This is a genomic window from Streptosporangium amethystogenes, assembly GCF_000721075.1.
Classification (GTDB): domain Bacteria; phylum Actinomycetota; class Actinomycetes; order Streptosporangiales; family Streptosporangiaceae; genus Streptosporangium; species Streptosporangium amethystogenes.
In genome coordinates, this window is sequence record NZ_JOEQ01000005.1 from 196,092 (window position 1) to 215,091 (window position 19,000).

The 19,000-nt window shown below is 69.4% G+C and carries 16 protein-coding genes and 1 pseudogene; 10 read left to right on the plus strand and 7 right to left on the minus strand.

Annotated elements, in window-relative coordinates:
* Window positions 1-38 precede the first annotated feature (38 nt).
* The 6 genes from IG98_RS0108755 to IG98_RS0108780 all read left to right on the plus strand — a co-directional run bounded on the left by IG98_RS0108755 (window position 39) and on the right by IG98_RS0108780 (window position 9,447).
* Complete coding sequence (locus tag IG98_RS0108755) at window positions 39-1,334, plus strand: extracellular solute-binding protein (RefSeq protein WP_030908221.1); 1,296 nt, start codon at window positions 39-41, stop codon at window positions 1,332-1,334.
* Between the two features lie 82 nt (window positions 1,335-1,416).
* Window positions 1,417-2,391 carry a carbohydrate ABC transporter permease gene (locus IG98_RS0108760; RefSeq protein WP_051751874.1) on the plus strand — a complete coding sequence of 325 codons (975 nt, stop codon included), beginning with the start codon at window positions 1,417-1,419 and terminating at the stop codon, window positions 2,389-2,391.
* Entirely contained in the window at window positions 2,388-3,212 is an 825-nt protein-coding gene (locus tag IG98_RS0108765) for a carbohydrate ABC transporter permease (RefSeq protein ID WP_030908227.1), read from the plus strand. The genes IG98_RS0108760 and IG98_RS0108765 overlap by 4 nt, the downstream gene beginning before the upstream one ends.
* 49 nt (window positions 3,213-3,261) lie before the next feature.
* On the plus strand, window positions 3,262-4,668 hold the full coding sequence (locus IG98_RS0108770; protein ID WP_051751876.1) for a glycoside hydrolase family 5 protein: 1,407 nt from the start codon (window positions 3,262-3,264) through the stop codon (window positions 4,666-4,668).
* A 60-nt stretch (window positions 4,669-4,728) separates the two neighbouring features.
* Entirely contained in the window at window positions 4,729-7,686 is a 2,958-nt protein-coding gene (locus tag IG98_RS44640) for an endo-1,4-beta-xylanase (RefSeq protein WP_051751878.1), read from the plus strand.
* A 147-nt stretch (window positions 7,687-7,833) separates the two neighbouring features.
* Window positions 7,834-9,447: a glycoside hydrolase family 43 protein gene (locus IG98_RS0108780; protein WP_037969736.1), complete on the plus strand. Its 1,614-nt coding sequence runs from the start codon at window positions 7,834-7,836 to the stop codon at window positions 9,445-9,447.
* 86 nt (window positions 9,448-9,533) lie between these two features.
* Here the strand turns inward: IG98_RS0108780 and IG98_RS0108785 are convergent, their stop codons facing one another.
* Window positions 9,534-10,151 carry a DUF4142 domain-containing protein gene (locus tag IG98_RS0108785; RefSeq protein WP_084195219.1) on the minus strand — a complete coding sequence of 206 codons (618 nt, stop codon included), beginning with the start codon at window positions 10,149-10,151 and terminating at the stop codon, window positions 9,534-9,536.
* 312 nt (window positions 10,152-10,463) lie between these two features.
* Window positions 10,464-11,435 carry an aldo/keto reductase gene (locus IG98_RS0108790; protein ID WP_030908243.1) on the minus strand — a complete coding sequence of 324 codons (972 nt, stop codon included), beginning with the start codon at window positions 11,433-11,435 and terminating at the stop codon, window positions 10,464-10,466.
* Between the two features lie 211 nt (window positions 11,436-11,646).
* On the opposite strand from IG98_RS0108790, the gene IG98_RS0108795 reads away from it, so the two are divergent.
* The gene (locus tag IG98_RS0108795) at window positions 11,647-12,018 is read left to right on the plus strand and encodes a hypothetical protein (protein ID WP_245651457.1); all 372 of its coding nucleotides are present in this window, start codon (window positions 11,647-11,649) and stop codon (window positions 12,016-12,018) included.
* Window positions 12,019-12,133: 115 nt separating this feature from the next.
* Here IG98_RS0108795 and IG98_RS0108800 read toward each other — a convergent pair whose 3' ends face one another.
* Window positions 12,134-12,607: an Lrp/AsnC family transcriptional regulator gene (locus IG98_RS0108800; RefSeq protein ID WP_030908249.1), complete on the minus strand. Its 474-nt coding sequence runs from the start codon at window positions 12,605-12,607 to the stop codon at window positions 12,134-12,136.
* Window positions 12,608-12,778: 171 nt separating this feature from the next.
* Here IG98_RS0108800 and IG98_RS0108805 point away from each other — a divergent pair, with 171 nt between their 5' ends.
* Complete coding sequence (locus tag IG98_RS0108805; protein ID WP_245651458.1) at window positions 12,779-13,408, plus strand: nitroreductase family protein; 630 nt, start codon at window positions 12,779-12,781, stop codon at window positions 13,406-13,408.
* 400 nt (window positions 13,409-13,808) lie between these two features.
* Here the strand turns inward: IG98_RS0108805 and IG98_RS0108810 are convergent.
* The 4 genes and pseudogenes from IG98_RS0108810 to IG98_RS0108825 all read right to left on the minus strand — a co-directional run.
* Window positions 13,809-14,024: pseudogene (locus tag IG98_RS0108810) on the minus strand (IS5/IS1182 family transposase); the annotation flags it as partial.
* A 356-nt stretch (window positions 14,025-14,380) separates the two neighbouring features.
* Complete coding sequence (locus tag IG98_RS0108815; RefSeq protein ID WP_063766180.1) at window positions 14,381-15,115, minus strand: cupin domain-containing protein; 735 nt, start codon at window positions 15,113-15,115, stop codon at window positions 14,381-14,383.
* Complete coding sequence (locus IG98_RS0108820) at window positions 15,109-15,981, minus strand: DUF6807 domain-containing protein (protein WP_030908262.1); 873 nt, start codon at window positions 15,979-15,981, stop codon at window positions 15,109-15,111. The genes IG98_RS0108815 and IG98_RS0108820 overlap by 7 nt, the downstream gene beginning before the upstream one ends.
* Window positions 15,978-17,093, minus strand: coding sequence for a Gfo/Idh/MocA family protein (locus IG98_RS0108825; RefSeq protein ID WP_030908265.1), 1,116 nt, complete (start codon window positions 17,091-17,093; stop codon window positions 15,978-15,980). Before IG98_RS0108825 ends, IG98_RS0108820 begins: the two co-directional genes overlap by 4 nt.
* Before the next feature lie 329 nt (window positions 17,094-17,422).
* Between IG98_RS0108825 and IG98_RS0108830 the strand changes: the two genes are divergently transcribed.
* Both IG98_RS0108830 and IG98_RS0108835 read left to right on the plus strand, forming a co-directional pair.
* The gene (locus tag IG98_RS0108830; protein ID WP_084195221.1) at window positions 17,423-18,589 is read left to right on the plus strand and encodes an ROK family protein; all 1,167 of its coding nucleotides are present in this window, start codon (window positions 17,423-17,425) and stop codon (window positions 18,587-18,589) included.
* Window positions 18,586-18,942 (plus strand): phosphomannose isomerase type II C-terminal cupin domain, encoded by a 357-nt coding sequence (locus IG98_RS0108835; RefSeq protein ID WP_030908270.1) that lies wholly within the window; start codon window positions 18,586-18,588, stop codon window positions 18,940-18,942. The genes IG98_RS0108830 and IG98_RS0108835 overlap by 4 nt, the downstream gene beginning before the upstream one ends.
* Window positions 18,943-19,000 lie beyond the last annotated feature (58 nt).

The window sequence follows — 19,000 nt, forward strand, 5'->3', positions numbered from 1 at the left end:
TGAAACTTTTCAGACTCACTCCCGAAAGGGGAACCCCCATGCTGAGTCGGCGAGGCGTGGTGGCGCTGGCGGCATCGGTGCTGCTTCTTGGAGCCTGCGGTACGAGCGCGGACAATGACGGGACACAACCGGGCGCGAGCACCGGCTCGGAAAAGGTCACCTTCGAGTTCTGGAACCTGGCGACGGCCGAACCGCTCAAGTCCTTCTGGGCGGATCGTGTCAAGGAGTACCAGGCGGCTCACCCGAATGTGACGATCAAGAACATCGGCATCGAGAACGACTCCTACAAGCCGAAGCTCGCCACCCTCACCCAGTCGGGGAAGGCGCCCGATCTCTACTCCACCTGGGGTGGCGGTGTGCTGAAGCAGCACATCGAGGCGGGCCTGGTGAAGGACCTGTCGTCAGAGGCCGGTGACATTCTCGGCAACTTCACCCCGGCCTCCCTGGCCGCCTACCAGTTCGACGGGAAGACCTACGGGCTGCCCACCGACATCGGCATGGTCGGCTTCTGGTACAACAAGTCGATCTTCACCAAGGCCGGCATCTCCACTCCGCCCGCCACCTGGACCGAGTTCCTGGACGCGGTGAAGAAGATCAAGGCGACCGGGACCACCCCGATAGCCCTCGCCGGCAAGGCCAAGTGGCCGGGCCACTACTACTGGGCCTACCTGGCCATGCGGGTGGCGGGCCTGGACGCGCTCAGTCAGGCCGGCACCACCAACGACTTCACCGGACCCGACTTCGTCGCCGCCGGGCAGCGGCTCAAGGAACTCGTCGACCTCCAGCCGTTCCAGAAGGGTTTCCTCAACGCCGACTACTCCACCCCCGACGGACAGGCCGCGACCGTGAGCAACGGCAAGGCCGCCATGGAACTGATGGGCCAGTGGGCGCCGTCCGTGCAGAAGGACTCCGGCAAGGGCCTCGGGGACGACCTCGGGTTCTTCACCTTCCCGTCCGTGGACGGGGGCAAGGGCTCCGCGGGCGACGCGTTCGGCGGCGGCGGTGGCCTGGCCGTGGGCGTCAACGCCCCGCCCGCCGCGCTGGACTTCCTGAAGTTCGCGCTCAAGCAGGAGAACCACTCCAAGGCGGTCGCCGCGGGAGGCGTGCTCCCGGTGCTCAAGGGTGAGGAGTCGGCCGTCACCGACCCCAACATCAAGGTGGTCTCCGACGCCCTGTCGGCCGCGACCGGCTTCCAGCTCTACCTCGACCAGGCGTACCCGCCGGCCGTCGGTCAGGAGGTCAACGACGCCGTGGCCGAGTTGATCGCGGGCAAGAAGACACCGGAGGAGGTCGTCAAGGTCATCACCGAGACGGCGAAGTCGGAGTCGGAGTAGCCGCCCGGATGAAGGTGACAGAGCCGATCGAGGCCGGGAAACCGACGGTGAGCACGGTGAAGGGGCGAGGTCGGTGACGACGATGACCGGGCCGGACGCACGTCCGGCCCCTCCCGGAGGAAGACCCGCCGAGCGGCGAGGACGACGCGAGGGGCGGCGCCGGGGAAGCGGCTGGATCACCGCGATCCTGTTCGTGCTCCCCGCCCTGGTCCTGTTCACCCTGCTGGTGCTGACGCCGATCCTGGTCGCCGGCTACACCAGCCTCCACAAATGGAACGGCATCGGGCCGCCGAGCGACTTCATCGGCCTGGACAACTTCACCCGGCTGCTGAACAGCGACATCTTCATCGGCGACCTGCAAAACGGCGGCATCCTGGTCGTGCTCTCCCTGGTGGTGCAGCTGCCGCTCTCGCTGGGTCTGGCGGTGATGCTGAACCAGCGGATCCGGGGGCGCGCCCTGTACCGGCTGCTGTTCTTCGCGCCCTACATGCTCTCCGAGGCGATCACCGGCGTGCTGTTCTCGCTGATCCTCTCGCCCGAGGCGGGTCTGGCCAACCGGCTGCTGACCTCCTGGGGGCTGGAGCCGTGGAGCTGGCTGTCGGAGCCGGACACCGTGCTGTTCTCGATCTTCCTGGTGATCACCTGGAAGTACTTCGGATTCCACATGATCATCTATCTGGCCGGGCTGCAGGGCATCCCCAAGGAGTTGCACGAGGCGGCCAGGATCGACGGCGCCGGTGGCTGGAAGGTGTTCCGGCACGTCACCCTGCCGCTGCTCGGCCCCACCATCAGGGTCAGCGTGTTCCTGTCCGTCATCGGCACGATCCAGCTCTTCGACCTGGTCTGGATCCTCACCGGCGGCGGCCCCTCGCACGCCTCGGAGACCATGGCCGTCAGCATGTTCGAATACGGTTTCAAACGGACCCAGATCGGTTACTCCAGCGCGATCAGCGTCGCCATGTTCCTGATCAGCCTCGTCTTCGCCCTCGGCTACCAGCGGTTCGTGCTGCGCCGGGACCTGGAGGGGGCCAGCACCACGATGGGAGACCACCGATGATCGCCCGGTTCCGGACGGTCCCGATCCACGTGATCGTCTGGGTGGCGGCGGTCTTCATCGTCGTCCCCTTCGTGTACGGCCTGTTCGGTGGTTTCAAGACCACCGCCCAGCTGTCGGAGAACCCGCTCGGCCTGCCCTCCCCGTGGGTCACCGAGAACTACACCGACGTGATCACCACCGGCGCGTTCTGGCGCCAGCTCCTCAACAGCCTGTTCATCGCGGTGGCGACCACCGTGCTGGTGGTGTTCCTGTCGGCGATGGCGGCCTTCGCCTTCGCCCGGTTCGCCTTCCGCGGCCGCGAGTTCCTGTTCACGCTGTTCGCCATCGGGCTGATGTTCCCGTTCGCGGTGGCGATCCTGCCGCTGTTCATCCTGCTGCGCACCTTCGGCCTGCTGGACAACCCGCTCGGGGTGATCCTGCCCCAGGCCGCGTTCGGGCTGCCGCTGACGATCATCATCCTGCGCACCTTCTTCCGGTCCATCCCCAACGAGGTCGAGGAGGCCGCCACCCTCGACGGCTGCACCCCCTTCGGATTCTTCTGGCGGGTGCTGCTGCCGATGGCCAGGCCCGCCCTGGCCACCGTCTCGGTGCTGGCGATCGTGGCGAGCTGGAACAACTTCTTCCTCCCGCTGGTGGTCTTCAACGACCCGAACCTGTGGACGCTGCCACTGGGCGTCCAGCAGTTCCAGGGGGAGTACGCGGCGGACACGGCCAAGATCCTGGCCTACGTCATCGTCTCCATGGTCCCCGCCCTGGCCTTCTACGCGGTCGCCGAGCGTCAGCTGATCAGCGGCCTCACCGCGGGCGCCACCAAGGGCTGAGCCGGGACCTCATCGCTGTGTCCAACGACCGTTGTGGAGAGTGAGAAACATGACCCTGAGTGTCGCCGGATCCCGTCTCGTCGATTCGGCCGGCACCCCGGTACGGCTGCGCGGAGTAGGCCTCGGGGGCTGGCTGAACATGGAGAACTTCATCACCGGATATCCGGCCAACGAGGCCACGATGCGCGCCGCGGTCCGGGAGGTGCTCGGCGACGACCGGGCCGAGCTGTTCTTCGACCGCCTGCTCACCTCGTTCTTCGGCGCGGACGACGCCGCACTCCTCGCCGATCTCGGCACCAACTGCGTCCGAATCCCGATCAACTACCGCCACCTGGAGTCCGACGACCGCCCCTTCGAGATCATCGAGCAGGGCTTCCGCCACCTCGACCGGGTGATCGGCCTGCTCGCCGAGCGCGGCATCTACAGTGTCATCGACCTGCACGCCCTGCCCGGCGCGCAGAACCAGCACTGGCACTCCGACAACCCCACGCACATAGCCGCCTTCTGGCAGCACCGGCACTTCCAGGACCGCGTCGTCCACCTGTGGGAGGCCGTGGCCGACCGCTACCGGGACAATCCGTGGGTGGCCGGCTACAACCCGGTCAACGAGCCCGGCGACTCCGGCGGGCGGGTCGTCGGCCCCTTCTACGACCGCCTGGTCAAGGCGGTCCGTGCCGTCGACCCCGGACACGTGCTGTTCCTGGACGGCAACACCTACTCCACCGACTTCTCGATCTTCCGCGAGGTGTACGAGAACACGGTCTTCGTCTGCCACGACTACGCCCTGGCCGGCTTCGCGCACGGCGGCCCCTACCCCGGCCACACCCGAGGTGAGTGGGTGGACCGGGCCCAGCTGGAGAAATCCTTCGAGCGGCGGACCGTCTTCCAGCGTGAGACGGGCACGCCCCTGTGGGTCGGCGAGTTCGGTCCCGTCTACACCGGCGACGCGGAGATCGACCGGCAGCGCTACCAGATCCTCCGCGACCAGCTGGAGATCTTCGACTCCTACCAGGCCGGCTGGTCGCTGTGGACCTACAAGGACGTCGGGCTGCAGGGCCTGGTCAGCGCGGGTGAACCCTACATGGGCCGGTTCGGCGACTTCATCGCCAAGAAGGGACGGCTGGGCGCGGACCGGTGGGGTTCGACGATGGAGGAGTCGGCGAGTGAGCTGGCGCCGCTGCACCGGCTGGTGGAGACCGAGTTCCCCTCTTGGAACCCCTACCCGTGGGGTGCCCGATACCAGACCGACGACCTGATCCGGCACATCCTCATCGCGCAGGCGCTGGTTCCCGAGTACGCCGAGCTGCTGCGAGGCTGTTCCGACGAGGAACTGACCGCCCTCGCCGACTCCTTCGCGCTCACCCGGTGCGTCCGGCGGCAGCCGCTGCTCGACCTGCTCGCCGAGAACCTGCTCGCCGAGAACCCGCTTGCCGGGAACCCGGGCGGCGACGCTTGACGAAGCCGTACGGCGGTGACGTCTGAGTACCCACTCCTACCTGACCGAGGAGCCCAGGAGATGCGCACCCCCCGGCCGCGAACAGCGGTCCTGGCCCTGTTGTCCCTCGCAGTGTCGTTCCTGACAGGCGCGTCGACCGTCCCCGCCGCGCACGCGGCCGCCGCCACCGTCGTCACCTACGACTTCGAGTCCGGCACGCAGGGCTGGGAACCCCGGGGCTCCGGGGTCTCGGTCATCGCGACCACGGACTCCGCGCACGGCGGAACCCGGTCCCTGCTCATCACCGGCCGCGGCGCGACCTGGCACGGAGCGGCCGTGACCCCACCCTTCGAGAAGGGCGTCGGCTACGAGGTGACCGCGTGGGCACGGGCCGCCGCAGGCCAGCCGTCCTCGACGGTCGCGCTCACCATGCAGCGCACCCCGGCAGGTGGCACGACGGTCTACGAGCGGGTCGCGGCGGCCACCGTCACCGACACCGAGTGGGTCCGGCTGTCCGGCACCTACACCTACGCGACCGACTCGGCCCTGTCGCTGTACGCGGAGAGCTCGGGTGAGACCGTCGCCTTCCAGCTCGACGACATCGTGGTCACCGCCGACACCGACCCCACCCGGTCCGGCCTGACCAGCGACTTCGAGACCGGCACCGCGCAGGAGTGGACCGCGCGCGGCGGCGCCGCCCTGACCCCGGGAGACGGCTTCGCGCACACCGGGGCCTACGGCCTGGGCGTGACGAACCGGCAGGCCTCCTGGGACGGCCCCGCACGGACCATCCTCGGCAAGATGGCCAAGGGGTCGAAATACGAGCTGTCGGTGTGGGTGCGCACCGACAGCGCCCAGAGTCTGGGCCTGTCCGTCGAACGGAGGCTGGACGGCACCCCCGCCTACGAGCGGGTGGCCGCGCCCAGGGCACCGGCCGCCGGCGAGTGGACCAGGCTCGCGGGTACCTACACCCTGGCCCACGACGTGGACTTCCTGAGCGTCTACGTCGAGTCGGCCGCAGGGACGGAACCGTTCGCCATCGACGACTTCCAGCTGACCTACGTCGAGCCCAAGCCCGTCCAGACCGACATCCCCTCGCTGAAGGACAGGTTGCCGTTCACCGTCGGCGCGGCCTTCTACCGGGGCGCCACCCTGGGCGAGCACGCCAAGCTGATCACCAAGCACTACGAAAGCGTCACCCCCGGCAACAGCCTCAAGTGGGACGCCACCGAGCCGGCCGAGGGCGACTTCACCTTCGCCGACGGCGACTACCTGGTCGACTGGGCGACCAGCAACGGCCTGGAGTTCCGCGGCCACACCCTGGTGTGGCACAGCCAGACCCCCGACTGGGTGTTCGAGGGCGCCACCAAGGAGATCCTGCTCCAGCGGATGGAGAACCACATCCGCGCCGTGATGGGCCGCTACAAGGGCAGGATCGGCACCTGGGACGTGGTCAACGAGGTCATCGACGAGAACCGGCCGGACGGTCTGCGCCGCTCCCCATGGTTCGAGATCGCCGGCCTCGACTACATCAGGACCGCCTTCCGGGTGGCCCGCGAGGTGGACCCGGACGCGACGCTCGTCATCAACGACTACAACACCGAGTTCCCGCGCAAGCGGCAGGCGCTCTACGACCTGGTCAAGAAGCTGCGCGCCGAGGGCGTCCCGATCGACGCGGTCGGTCACCAGCTGCACGTCAACGTCGAGCAGCCGCCCACCTCGTTCATCGAGGACACGATCGAGAAGTTCGCCGGGCTCGGCGTCGAGCAGCAGGTCACCGAGCTGGACGTGAGCGTCTACACCGACTTCGTGACCTCCTACGACACGGTGCCCGCCGAGATCCTGGCCCTGCAGGGCCATCGGTACCGGGAGATCTTCGACGTCTTCCGGCGGCAGGCGGACCACCTGTCCTCGGTGACGATCTGGGGCGTCGCCGACGACGCGACCTGGCTGTCGTCCTTCCCGATCACCCGGACCAACCCGCCGCTGCCGTTCGACGACGAGCTCCAGGCCAAGCCCGCGTACTGGGGCATCGCCGACCCCGACAGGCTGCCCCCGCTGACCCGTAGCCTGAACGCGCCCGCGGGCACGGTCACGGTGGACGGCAAGCGGGACGACGAGTGGAACCTGCTGCCCGACGCGCCCATCGCCAGGATCGGCGACCTGTCCGCCGGTTGGCAGGCGCGCACCACACCGGCCGGCCTGTACGTACTGGCCGAGGTCAACGATCCGACCGACAACAGGAACGACACGGTCACCCTCACCGTGGGCGGTACGCCGTACCGGATCCAGCGAGGTGGCACGCATGCCCACGGTTTCAGGGCGCACACCAGGAAGACCGCCACCGGCTACCGGGTGGAGGCGCTGCTCCCCTCGGGGACGGCCACCGGCGTCAAGGTCGCCGTGGCCGACGCGGGTGGCCAGGAAATCTCCTGGACGGGTGAGCTGACTCCCATCCCGGCGATCCGGACGACCCGCGCGCCGAAGAGGACCCCGGTGGTGGACGGCATCGTGGACGCCGCGTGGAACCAGGCGCCGGAGATCACCACCGGCACCCGGATCCAGGGCACCTCGGGGGCGAGTGCCAAGGTGCGGGCGATGTGGAACTCCGGCACCCTGTACGTGCTGGCCCGCGTCACCGACCCCGAGCTCAGCGAGGAGTCGCCCAACGCCTGGGAGCAGGACTCCGTCGAGATCTTCGTGGACCCGCAGAACAACAAGACCAAGGGCTACGACGATGACGACGGCCAGTACCGGATCGGCTTCACCGGCAGGCAGAGCGTCGGCGGCACCTTCGACGCCTTCGCGGTCAAGGAGAACCTGACCGGCGCGGCCACCCGCGTCCCCGGCGGTTACGTGGTCGAGGCGGCGATCAGGCTGCCCACGGTCACCCTGGCCAAGGACACCCTGCTCGGCTTCGACATCCAGGTCAACGACGCCGTCGGCGCCACCCGTGCGGCCGCCGCGACCTGGAACGACCCGACCGGGCGCGGCTACATCGACACGTCGAGGTGGGGGGTGCTCCAGCTCGTCAAGTAGGCACACTCCGGGTCGCCGGGCCCGCACGCGCCACGGCGTGCGGGCCGGCGCACCCCTCTTCGGGTACGCGGGCCTTTCGGAGGAGACCGCCTGCCCCGGCCAGGAAGTCGCGCGGACGAAGGATCCGCACATGCCAACGGAGGACCCGTGTACGCCAACCCCGTCATCCCCGGTTTCCACCCCGATCCCTCGGTATGCCGGGTGGGCGCGGACCACTACCTCGTCACCTCGTCCTTCGAGTGGTTTCCCGGGGTCCCGATCTTCCACAGCCGGGACCTCGTGCACTGGCGGCAGCTCGGTCACGTGCTGGACCGGCCCTCCCAGCTCGACCTGGACGGCGTACGGCCGTCCGGCGGCATCTACGCCCCCACCCTCCGGCACCACGACGGCGTCTTCTACATGATCACCACGCTGATGGACGAACCGGGCAACTTCCTGGTCACCGCCACCGACCCGGCCGGACCGTGGAGCGACCCGGTCTGGTTCCCCGACACCCGGGGCTTCGACCCCTCGCTGTTCTTCGACGACGACGGCCGCGCCTGGATGACCGGCACCCGGGAGAAGGCGGCCAGGCGCTATGACGGCGACACCGAGATCTGGCTGCGCGAACTCGACCTCGCCACGCTCAAGCCGGTCGGCGAGGAGCACGTGATCTGGGAACCGGTGCAGCGCGGCGGAATCTGGTCCGAGGGCCCGCACATCTACCGGATCGGCGCCCACTACTACCTGCTGACCTCCGAGGGGGGAACCGCCGAGGACCACGCGGTCATGGTCGCCCGCTCCGAGCAGATCACCGGCCCCTACCGGGGCAACCCGCGCAACCCCGTGCTCACCCACCGCCACCTCGGGCTGCGCCACCCCATCACCAGCGTCGGCCACCCCGACCTGGTCCAGAACGCGCAGGGCGAGTGGTGGTCGGTGCTGCTCGCCACCCGCCCCTATGGCAACCCTCCTGACAGCCACCCGTCCGGCGGCGGCTCCTTTGGCGGCCCATCCCTCGTGGGTCCCTCGGACGACCAGCCCACGACGGCGGCCGTCCGGGCCGCCGGCGGCTACAACCTGGGCCGCGAGACCTTCCTGACCCGGGTGCGGTGGGAGGACGACTGGCCGGTGTTCGACCAGGTCGAGTCGCGTATGCCGGCCCCCTCGACGCCGGTTCACCGCTGGCCCGCGGTTCCCGCCTGCGACCACTTCGACGCCGGACGCCTCGCGCCGGTCTGGAACCACCTGCGCACGCCCAGAGAGCCGTACTGGAGCCTGGCCGACAGTCGCCTCACCCTCCGGACGCTTCCGCAGACCGTGTGCGAGCGGGCCGCGCCCAGCCTGGTCGCCCGGCGGCAGCAGCACATCGCCTTCGCGGCCCGCACGGTGATGGAGTTCCGTCCGGAGGGGGAGGAACGCGCCGGGCTCGTCCTGCTCCAGAACGACGATTTCCACATCGCGCTCACCCGCACCGCACGCGGCCTGGAACTCACCCGCAGGGCCGAGGGCGTGGACGCCCTCCTGGCCCGCGCAGACATCCCGCCAGGACCGCTCTGGCTCGGCGTGGAGGCGCACGGCCAGGACTACCAGGCCCGGTACGCGGTACGGCCCGGCGAGTGGATCGACCTCGGAGATCCGGTGAACGGCCGGATTCTCAGCCCCACCGTGGCCGGAGGCTTCACCGGTGCCATGATCGGTCTGTACGCCACCTCCAACGGCCACCCGAGCACCAACACGGCCGCCTTCGACTGGTTCGAGTACCTGCCGTTGCCCTCATGACCGTCGTTCCGTGGTCACCTGGGCAGGGCTCGGCGCCGTGGGAATCCTTGAGCGGGGAGCCGCCCCGGAGTGGCGCGGTGCCCGCCTCAGCTCTCCGAGGGGCTGGGGCTCTCCGGCAGGCTCGGGCTTTCCGAAGGGCCGGCGCTTTCCGAGGGGCTGGGAGTGGAGGCCCTCTCGGCCTTGAGCAGCAGGTCTATGTGCTCCTGCACGATGGGCTTGGCCTCGGTGGCGAGCTTCTTCACCTCGGGTGAGGAACCGCTCTCGATCTCCTGCTCCACGGCGGCGAGGGTCTCGTGATGGGCGTTGAGCTCCGCGCTGATCCAGGCCCTGTCGAACTCCGCGCCGCTCAGGGCCGACAGGTGGTCGAGTTGCTTGCGCTGCTCCGTGCTGGGCGTGTCGGGAAGCTTGACGCCGAGCCGATCGGCCACCCGGCGGACGGCCTTGTCGAGCTTCTTGTGGTCCTTGATGAACTCCTTCGCCAGCTTGCGGACGGTCCTGGTGACCTCCCGGTCCTGCTGACCGGCGGTCTTCTCACGGGCGGCCTTGCCCGACTCGATCTCGGCCAGGTTGGACTGGTGCGCCTGGACGAGGAAGTCCTTGTCCTGCTGGGTGACGGTCTGAGGGGAGGGGGAGACGGTGGCGACGGCTGTGCCACCCATCGCGGTCACGGCGACAGCCACCAGGATGATCATCTTTCGAACCATCGGATCCTCCGTCGATCAACCCACGGTCGGAACTGCTATCTCCCCCTCATATGCGCGTATCTCTGGAGATATAGCGCCACAGGCGGTAAATCATGGCAAAAGGTCACAGGTGGTCCTGTTGAGTAAGGCGGCCGGTCGGGCGCCCGCCGAACCTCGTCCGTCCCGCCCGGTACGAACGCGGACGCCCCGCCGCTCGGATCTCCTGGCGGGGCGTCATGTCGTGATGTCGGGCGGGCACGGGGCCGGTGAGCGCCGGGCCGCCCGCGTGGGCCTTTCGGACATCGGGCGGCCCACACGGGTGAGCCGGAAAGGTCAGTGCTTGACGGCCCGGGGGCGGTACGGCTCGGCGAGGAAGGCGAGCTCCTTCTCGCTCAGGGGCAGGTCGACCGCGGCGACCGCGTCGTCCACGTGCCTCTCCTTGGTCGCGCCCACGATCGGCGCCGACAGGCCGGGCTGGTGGAGCAGCCAGGAGAGCGCCACCTGGGCGGGAGGGACCTCACGCTCCCCGGCCAGCTGGGCGACCCGCTCCAGGATCAGCCGGTCGTTGTCGGCGTCGTAGAGGGCCTCGATGCGCGGGTCGCTGCCCGCGCGGGTGGTGGCCTCCTCGGCTCCGGCACGGGCGAGCAGCCCCCGGGCCAGCGGGCTCCACGGGATCAGGCCCACCCCCTGGTCGAGGCAGAGCGGGTTCATCTCCCGCTCCTCCTCGCGGTAGAGCAGATTGTAGTGATTTTGCATTGACACGAACTTTGTCCAGCCGTGGATCTCGGCAACGTGCTGGGCCTTGGCGAACTGCCAGGCGTACATGCTGGAGGCACCGATGTAGCGGGCCTTGCCCGCACGGACCACGTCGTGCAGGGCCTCCATGGTCTCCTCGATCGGGGTGTCGGGGTCCCCGCGGTGGATCTGGTAGAGGTCCACGTGGTCGGTGCCCAGGCGGCGCAGCGAGGCGTCGATCGAGGACAGGATGTGCTTGCGCGACAGGCCGCGGTCGTTGACACCCTTGCTCATCGGCATGCACACCTTGGTGGCCAGCACATAGTCGTCCCGGTCGGCGAAGAGCCTGCTCAGCAGCCGGCCGGTGACCTCCTCGCTGCCACCGAGCGAGTAGACGTCGGCGGTGTCGAAGAACGTCACCCCCGCCTCGACCGCCCGGCGCACGATCGGCTCGGCGGCGGCTTCGTCGAGCACCCACTCACCCCACTTGGCGGCCTCGCCGTAACTCATCATGCCGAGGCAGACCCTGGACACCTTCATACCGGTGGACCCCAGGCGCACGTACTCCATGTCAAACCTCCAGATCTTCACAACCCTGGGCCCCACGATACGACCGCCGACGACACGGCTCCCTCGGCCGCCAGGCACCAGCGGCCTACGCCACGTCGTGCACACCGATGAGTCGCCCGTCGTCGACCGCGGCCAACATGGCCACGCGCGGCAACCCCTGTGACGTAAGGTCCCGGGTGTGGATACAACAGCCCCGGTACCCCGCGTCCTCGTGATCGGCCTTGACCCGTATCGGGTTCCCGGGTCCTGGGACCCGAAGCCGGTAGCCGACGCAATCGAGGTCGGCATGGCTCGATTCGCCGAGCACGGCGTCGGCGTCGAGACCTGCCTGTTCGGCCTCGACGGCAGCGACGACGTGGAAACGATCGTCAGCCATACCCTGCGCGCGCGGCCCTGGGAATGCGTCGTCATCGGCGGCGGCGTACGGAAACCCGAAGATCAGCTTGACTTGTTCGAGCAGGTCGTCAACCTGGTGCGACGACACGCTCCCAACGCGGCGATCGCGTTCAACAGCACCCCAACGGATACCTTCGACGCAGCCGCCCGCTGGATCGACACTCCCAGGCCGACCGGTTCCGGCTAACCAGCGCGGCACCTGACCAAAGCACACCCCGGCCGCTGGGCTTCGGGGCGAAGCACCACCGGACCGCCGGCTCCCACCGCGTCCGGGTCACTTCTCGGGGTCCGGCGTGTTCCGTTCAGCGGTCGTCGGCCAGTGGCTGGACCCGGTGGGGGACCACGGTGGACAGGGTGATCACCGTGCTGCTCCGCCGCACTCCGGGGATGGCCAGGGTCTGGTCGATGACCTGCTGGATGTGCTCGTGGTCGCGTCCGGCGATGCGGCACCAGACGTCGCCGGGGCCGGTGACGATGTGCGCTTCGAGGACTTCGGGGATCGCTGTGAGGGCGCTGGAGATGTCGGCGCGGGAGGCCTGCTCCACCTCAAGGGTGGTGAAGGCCTGCACCGGATAGCCGAGGGCGTGCGGAGACAGGTTGGGGCCGAAGTCGGTGATCACGCCGTCGGCGATCATCCGGTCCAGGCGGGCCTGGACGGTGCCCCGGGCGACGCCGAGGAGGCGGGCGATCTCCAGCAGGCCGGTCCGGGGGCGCTCCCTGATCAGCCGGAGCACCTTACGGTCGAGCTCGTCCAGGCCGTTCCTCCGAGCTGCCAATCTGTCCACCCTCCGGAGTGCGGGGCGTGCCCGGCACTGACAATCTGCCAGTGAATCGGCCGCTGTGTTGCCCTCCTTATAACCATAATTCAGACTACGCCTGCATATATGTCAACCATGGAGGCGATCGTGGCACGGGAACATTTCCATCCATTCATTCCGTACCGGCCCGTGCGTTATCCCGAGGCCGAGATGGTGACGCGGGGCCGGGAGTTCTACGAACATATGGACCTGCGCCGCAGTGTGCGCTTCTTCAGCGACGAACCGGTGCCGCGCGAGTGCGTCGAGCTGGCCGTCAGGACGGCGAACACCGCACCCTCGGGAGCCCACCAGCAGCCGTGGAAGTTCGCCGTGATCGGCGACCCGGAGACCAGGAGGCGGATCAGGGAGGCGGCCGAGATCGAGGAGCGGCAGAACTACGAGGGCGGGCGGCTGACCCCGGAGTGGCGTACGGCCCTGGCCCACCTGGAGACCGGCTCCGACAAGGGCTACCTCGAAACGGTGCCGTGGCTGGTGGTCTGTTTCGCGGAGAAGTACGGCGTACGCCCCGACGGCACCAGGGTCAAGCACTACTACGTCAACGAGAGCGTCGGCATCGCCTGCGGGTTCTTCATCGCGGCCCTGCACGCGATGGGCCTGTCCACGCTCACCCACACTCCGAACCCGATGGCGTTCCTGACCGGCATCTGCGGACGGCCGGGCAACGAGCGGCCCTACATCCTGTTCCCGATCGGCTACGCCGCCGCCGACGCCGAGGTCCCCGACCTGGTCCGCAAACCCTTGTCCGAGGCCATGGTCTGACACGGGCTCCACAGAGCGCGCGCCGAATATCCAACGAATAGTGCGACACGAACGCAGAGAGGAGTTGGAGTGTAGGAAAAGCTTCTTGATGCGGTGCTGCGTGAGAGATGGAGGACTCCCGGCCCTCCAATGTCGCCCTGCGCGGGGAGGCATTAAACCGCCCTCTGCTGCGTTAGCTGAAGACTGTCGTGGTGTTGTGAACATGAACGTGGAAGGTAGGTCGGGCTGGGTGATTGGCTCGGTGTGCCGACTGCGGTGCTGTACGAAGAGATGGAGGTTGTCTGGCCCTCCGGAGTCGTCCTGCGGGGGATGGCTTCAAACCGCCCACCGCCACCGGGGCCTCCTACACCTGGTCCGGTGAGGCCGAGGCACTGGCCAAACGCGACCGCTGCTACGGTCCGCGGCAACTCGCGGACGAGCAGGTGGAGTCCGCGATGGCTTCGTAGGAGCAGCCGAACCGCAGCACCTGCAGCAGCTTCTCGAAAACGATCCGGTCGCCGACCCGGCGCCGGTGGCAGCCCAGCGGATGCGTCGGGTCGAACTCGAGCCGGTGCGGCAGCAGGGCAAAGAACTGGTCCCACAGCGGCTCGGTCAGCCATGATGGCAGCGTAGGCACAGGGCTCCTCAGTGATCACAGAGCGTCGCAACTCCATGATCGCAGAACCTGTGCCTGCCCCGTCTGTCAGCCGACCGCTGTCTGCCGCCTATCTGCGCGACCCCTAAGTCACGATGTGTGCTCATCGTCGTCACCTCCGCCGCGACAGTGACAGCCGCCATGTGAAAGGTGGAACTTCTGTTGCTGGTATCGGGATGGGCGGCCTCGACGGGTCCATGGAGTCCACGCGATCGCCTCGGAGGCTCAGCCGGATGCGCCGCACCTGCGGCGCATCCGGCTGACGGCCGAGGACTCCCGACGCGCGGGGGTTGTCCGATGGGGCCGTGGTTCAGGGACCTTACTGGAGCGAGGCACTGCTACCCGAGCTTCGTCGACACCTCAGGGTCGAGCCGGATCTTCTCAAGCCGGCCGCACATTCCCAGTGCCGTTGCGGTGCCCGCCCGGCGCAGGCCGGCCTCGCGTAGGTGGCGGGTGTCGCCGTGGCCGAGCCGGTCGAGCAGGTCGCCGGTGCGGGCGGCGGCGGTGAGGGCGTCGGTCCGCCACCTGTCCCGCCACGCGTCGAGCCGGGGCGCGGCCAGCTCGGCCGCGCGGCGATAGAAGCGGTCGAGCGGCGCGCGGTCGCCTTCGGCCAGGCTCTCCCGTAGTGCGAGGAACCCCGCCACGGCCAGGTCGCGGCGGAGCCGTGCGGCCTCCTCGTATGCGGGCGGGCGTGCCGCCTCCGCATAGGTGTCCAGGTCGTCCAGCACCTCTGGTGGGAACGGGAAGAACGCGTCACCGGCCTCGGGCAGGCCGTCGTTTTGCATGATGACGAGAACGGTCAACCGGCCGTCGTCGTTGACCAGCCGGTGAATGGTCCCTGGCGTGAACCACACCACCGCGCCGGGTTCGAGTGGCGTCTCCGTGAAGCCGTGCTCGCCGATTGTCTGTACGGCTCCGCGCCCCTCGACCACCGCGTACGCCTCTGTGCACGTCAGATGCACATGGGGCGTGCCACCGGACCTGCCGTCGGCCGCGGGCCAGTCGTAGACGCGCAGCCAGGAGAGCCCCACCGCGCCGGGCAGCGCTTCCCGGGCGCCCGCCGCGGTCACCACGGACGGTCCCGCAGGTAGCTCTCGATCCGGTCGGCGGTCCAGGCGCCGGTCGCGACGACGACGCGGTAGCGGCGGTCGAGCGTCTCGCCGCATGCGAGCTCGAACTCCTCGTGAAAGGCCCAGGACGGGTTGACGGCGGCGAACTCGCCGCTGCGTACGAACCAGTGGGACACTGGGCCGGGCTCGGGGACGAACACCAGCGTGGAGCTCCGGTCGACCTCGTCGTGGACGCCGTGAAAGGCCAGCCAGCGAGCCTGTCGCCCCATCATCTCCTCGCCGGCCAGGCCGTCGGGGCCGATCACGGCGCCTCCGGTGAAGGATCGGGGGCCGCGCCAGAACAGGCCGCTGTACCCGGCTTGGGGGCGGCCGTGGGTCGTCGGGCTGCCGAAGCGGAGCGGCTCGGCTCGCAGGCCGGTGATGGCGCTGTGCCATTCCAGTTCCCAGGAGCCGTTCTCGGGGGCGACGTGTCGGACGGCGATCTCGCGCCGCTCCTCCGCCCAGAGTTCCCCACGCCCGCTGCGCCAGGAGAGCCGTCCGGACAGTGAGCCGTCCTTCACGTCGAGGCTGTCGTGGCGGATGGAGCCGTTGTTGTCGAGCTGGACGTAGCCCCGTGACTCGTGCACGTAGGTGCCGCCGCCCCAGAAGTTGTCGCCCGACAGGTGCGACGCGGTCATCTGGAGCCCCTTGTGCCAGCGGTGGTCGTGCGGGCGGTAGACCGTCACGACGTCGTCGGCCAGCGTCCGCAGCGGATGCAGGTACGGCTTGGGAGACTCGGTGGGCTCGGGATCGGGGTCGTGGACGTACCGCAGCAGCCGTACTCCGTGCGCCTCCATGGTGACGGACTGCTCATCGGTGTGGACGATCATTCAGGCCTCCAGCCGGGGGCATCGCCGTGCAGGCTCCGATAGAAGGGGTCGCCCGGGGCGATCGTGCCGGCCCGCACAGTCGTGTCTGTCAGCGCCGCCCGGTACATGGCCGTGATCAGCTCCAGCGAGCGGCGGCCGTCCGCGCCGCTGGCCCTGGGGCGCCTGGCCGCGCGAAGGTCGGCCACCAGCCCGCGCAGCTGGGCCAGGTGCGAGCTCGGCACGTCCGCGGCGGTGGCGTGCCACTCCTTGACCCGTTCGGGCTCCACGTGCGAGGCGGCGGTGTACGTCCAGTCGTCGTCGGCGTAGCCGTACAGGTGGGTCAGCTCGACGGTGGCGTCCGCCAGGTCGATGCGCAGGTGGCTCACCTGGCGTGGGGCGAGGCAGGTGCTGACGACGGTGGCCAGCGCGCCGGACTCGAATCGGACCAGGGCGGTGCTGATGTCGTCGGTCTCGATGTCGCGGCTGAGCCGGCCGGCCATGGCTCGCACCTCGTTCCAGTCTCCGAGCAGCTCGAGCAGCAGGTCGATCTGGTGGATGCCCAGGCCCAGGGCGGGGCCGCCGCCCTCTGTCGCCCACCGGCCCCGCCAGGGAGCGGCGTAGTAGCCGGCGTCTCGATACCACGTGGTCTGGCAGTGCGCCGCGTAGGGAGCGCCGAGCGCTCCCGAGGAGATCAGCCGCCGCGCGCGCTCGGCGCCGGAGCCGAACCGCTGCTGGAAGACGATGGCCGCGTACGGGCCGCCTTCGCGTTCGGCCGCGACCATGTCGTCGTATTCGGCCAGGGACAGGCCCGGAGGCTTCTCGCACCACACCCACGCGCCCGCGCGCAGGGCGGCCAGGGCCTGGGCGTGGTGCAGCGCGGGCGGGCTGGTGATGTCGACGAGATCGGGGCGCAGCTCGTCCAGGACACGGTTGAGATCATCGGAGGCGTAGGGGATGCTCCATCTGCGGGCGAAGGCGGTGGCCGCCTCGACGGTGGCGTCGACGACGGCGACGACCTCGATCTCGCCCGGCAGTCCGCGGAAGGCGGGCATGTGCACGGCGTCGGCGATGTGCCCGCCGCCGACGACGACGACACGGAGGGGGGATGAGGGGTCCGTGGTACCGCTCCTCACGTGAAGGCCTCGAGGAAGGCCGCTCCGAACAATTGCCTAGCACGCTAACGCGTTATTACTTGCCCACGCAAGCCTCTGCCGGACCGGAGAACCGGGCCGCGCGGGGGCACTTCCTGAGCGCGAGGCGCCCTGATCGTGTGAGTCGAGCCACGTGGCCCCGGAGGACCGGCGCAGAGTGGCGCGGACTGTGGAGAGGTTCATGGGTGGCAGGTGTCGTCCGCCTGGTCTTCCTGTGCCTACCCCTGTGCCGCGTAGGATCGATGGGGAAGATCTCTGACATATAGCGTATTAATGTGCTAATTTCTGCCGCATGCTCGCGCGAAGAGATCATGGATAGGCGGGTCCTCGCCGTGGACATCGGCGGCACGAAGATCGCCGCAGGTCTGGTCGACGGCGAGGGGAAAGTGCTCCGCGCGCTACGGCGGCCGACTCCGGCGGCGGATCCCTCGCGGGATCCCGCCGGAGAAGCGGCGGAGCGGGTGATGGCGGTCGTGGCCGACGCGGTGCGCGAACTGCTCGCCGCCGATCCCGGGGTACGGGCGGTGGGCGTGGCCAGTGCCGGGCCGGTGGACGTCGGCCACGGGACGGCCAGCCCGGTCAACATCCCGGCATGGAGGGACTTCCCGCTGGCCGAGCGGGTGCGGGAGACGGCGGGCGGGCGCCCCGTGACCCTGCTCGGCGATGGCCCGGCGATCGCGCTGGGCGAGCACTGGCGAGGAGCCGCCCGGGGGCACCCTGACGTGCTCTGCATGGTGGTGTCCACCGGGGTCGGCGGCGGCCTGGTGTTGGGCGGCTCGCCGCACGCCGGGCCGAGCGGCAACGCCGGGCACATCGGTCACGTATGCGTGGACCTGGACGGCGACATGTGCGCGTGCGGTGCCCGAGGCTGCGTGGAGACGATTGCCTCGGGGCCCGCGATCGTGCGCTGGGCCCTGGCCAATGGGTGGTGCACGCCCCTAACGGAAGCCGCCTCGGACGGCTCCACGATGACCGGAGCCATGCCTCCCGACAGCGGGACGACCGGAGCCGCCATGGCGCGTATCGGGATGGCCGGCGTGGACGGCACCGCGATAACGGGCAGTGGGACGGTCGACGCCGCGGCGGTGGCCCGGGCCGCGGCGGCGGGGGACGTGACGGCACGGGCGGCGTTCGCCCGGGCTGGGCGGGCGCTGGCCGCCGCGATCGCCGCGGCAGCCGCACTGGTGGACCTGAGGCTCGTCGTCGTGGGCGGTGGCGTCGCGGGTGCCGGACCGGTTTTGTTCACGCCCCTGCGGAAGGCGCTGCACGACTACGCGGTCCTGCCGTTCATTCGGGAGGTCCAGGTGCGCCCGGCCCGACTGGGTGGGGACGCCGGTCTGGTCGGTGCGGCGGCGGCGGCCGTCCGGCTGATCGATGGAGCACCGTGGAGAACCACCGATGCCGGGCGCCCGTCGACGCCCCTGGGCCCGCCGATGCAGGGAGCAGACGCATGGCTGATGGATGGAGGAGTGGCATGACGGTCGAGGAGAGCAGACCCTGGGGGCGCTACGTGGTGCTGGAGGAGTCCTGCGCGCACAAGATCAAGCGCATCGAGGTCGATCCCGGAGCGCGGTTGTCGTACCAGCGGCACGCGCGCCGGGCGGAGCACTGGTTCGTCGTGAGCGGCACGGTCGAGATCACCCTGGAGGGGGAGAATCGTCACCTGTCACCCGGCGACGTGGCGGACATCCCGTGCGGCGCCGCTCATCGCGCGGGCAATCCGGGTGATGTCCCGGCTGTCTTCATTGAGGTGCAGACCGGTGACTACTTCGGCGAGGACGACATCGAGCGGCTGGAGGACGACTACGCCAGAGCATCCTGGAACTTGTGAACCTCGGCCTCTCCCCGAGCCCGCACTATCGGAATCTCGTGACTCGCGAGCCGCCCCC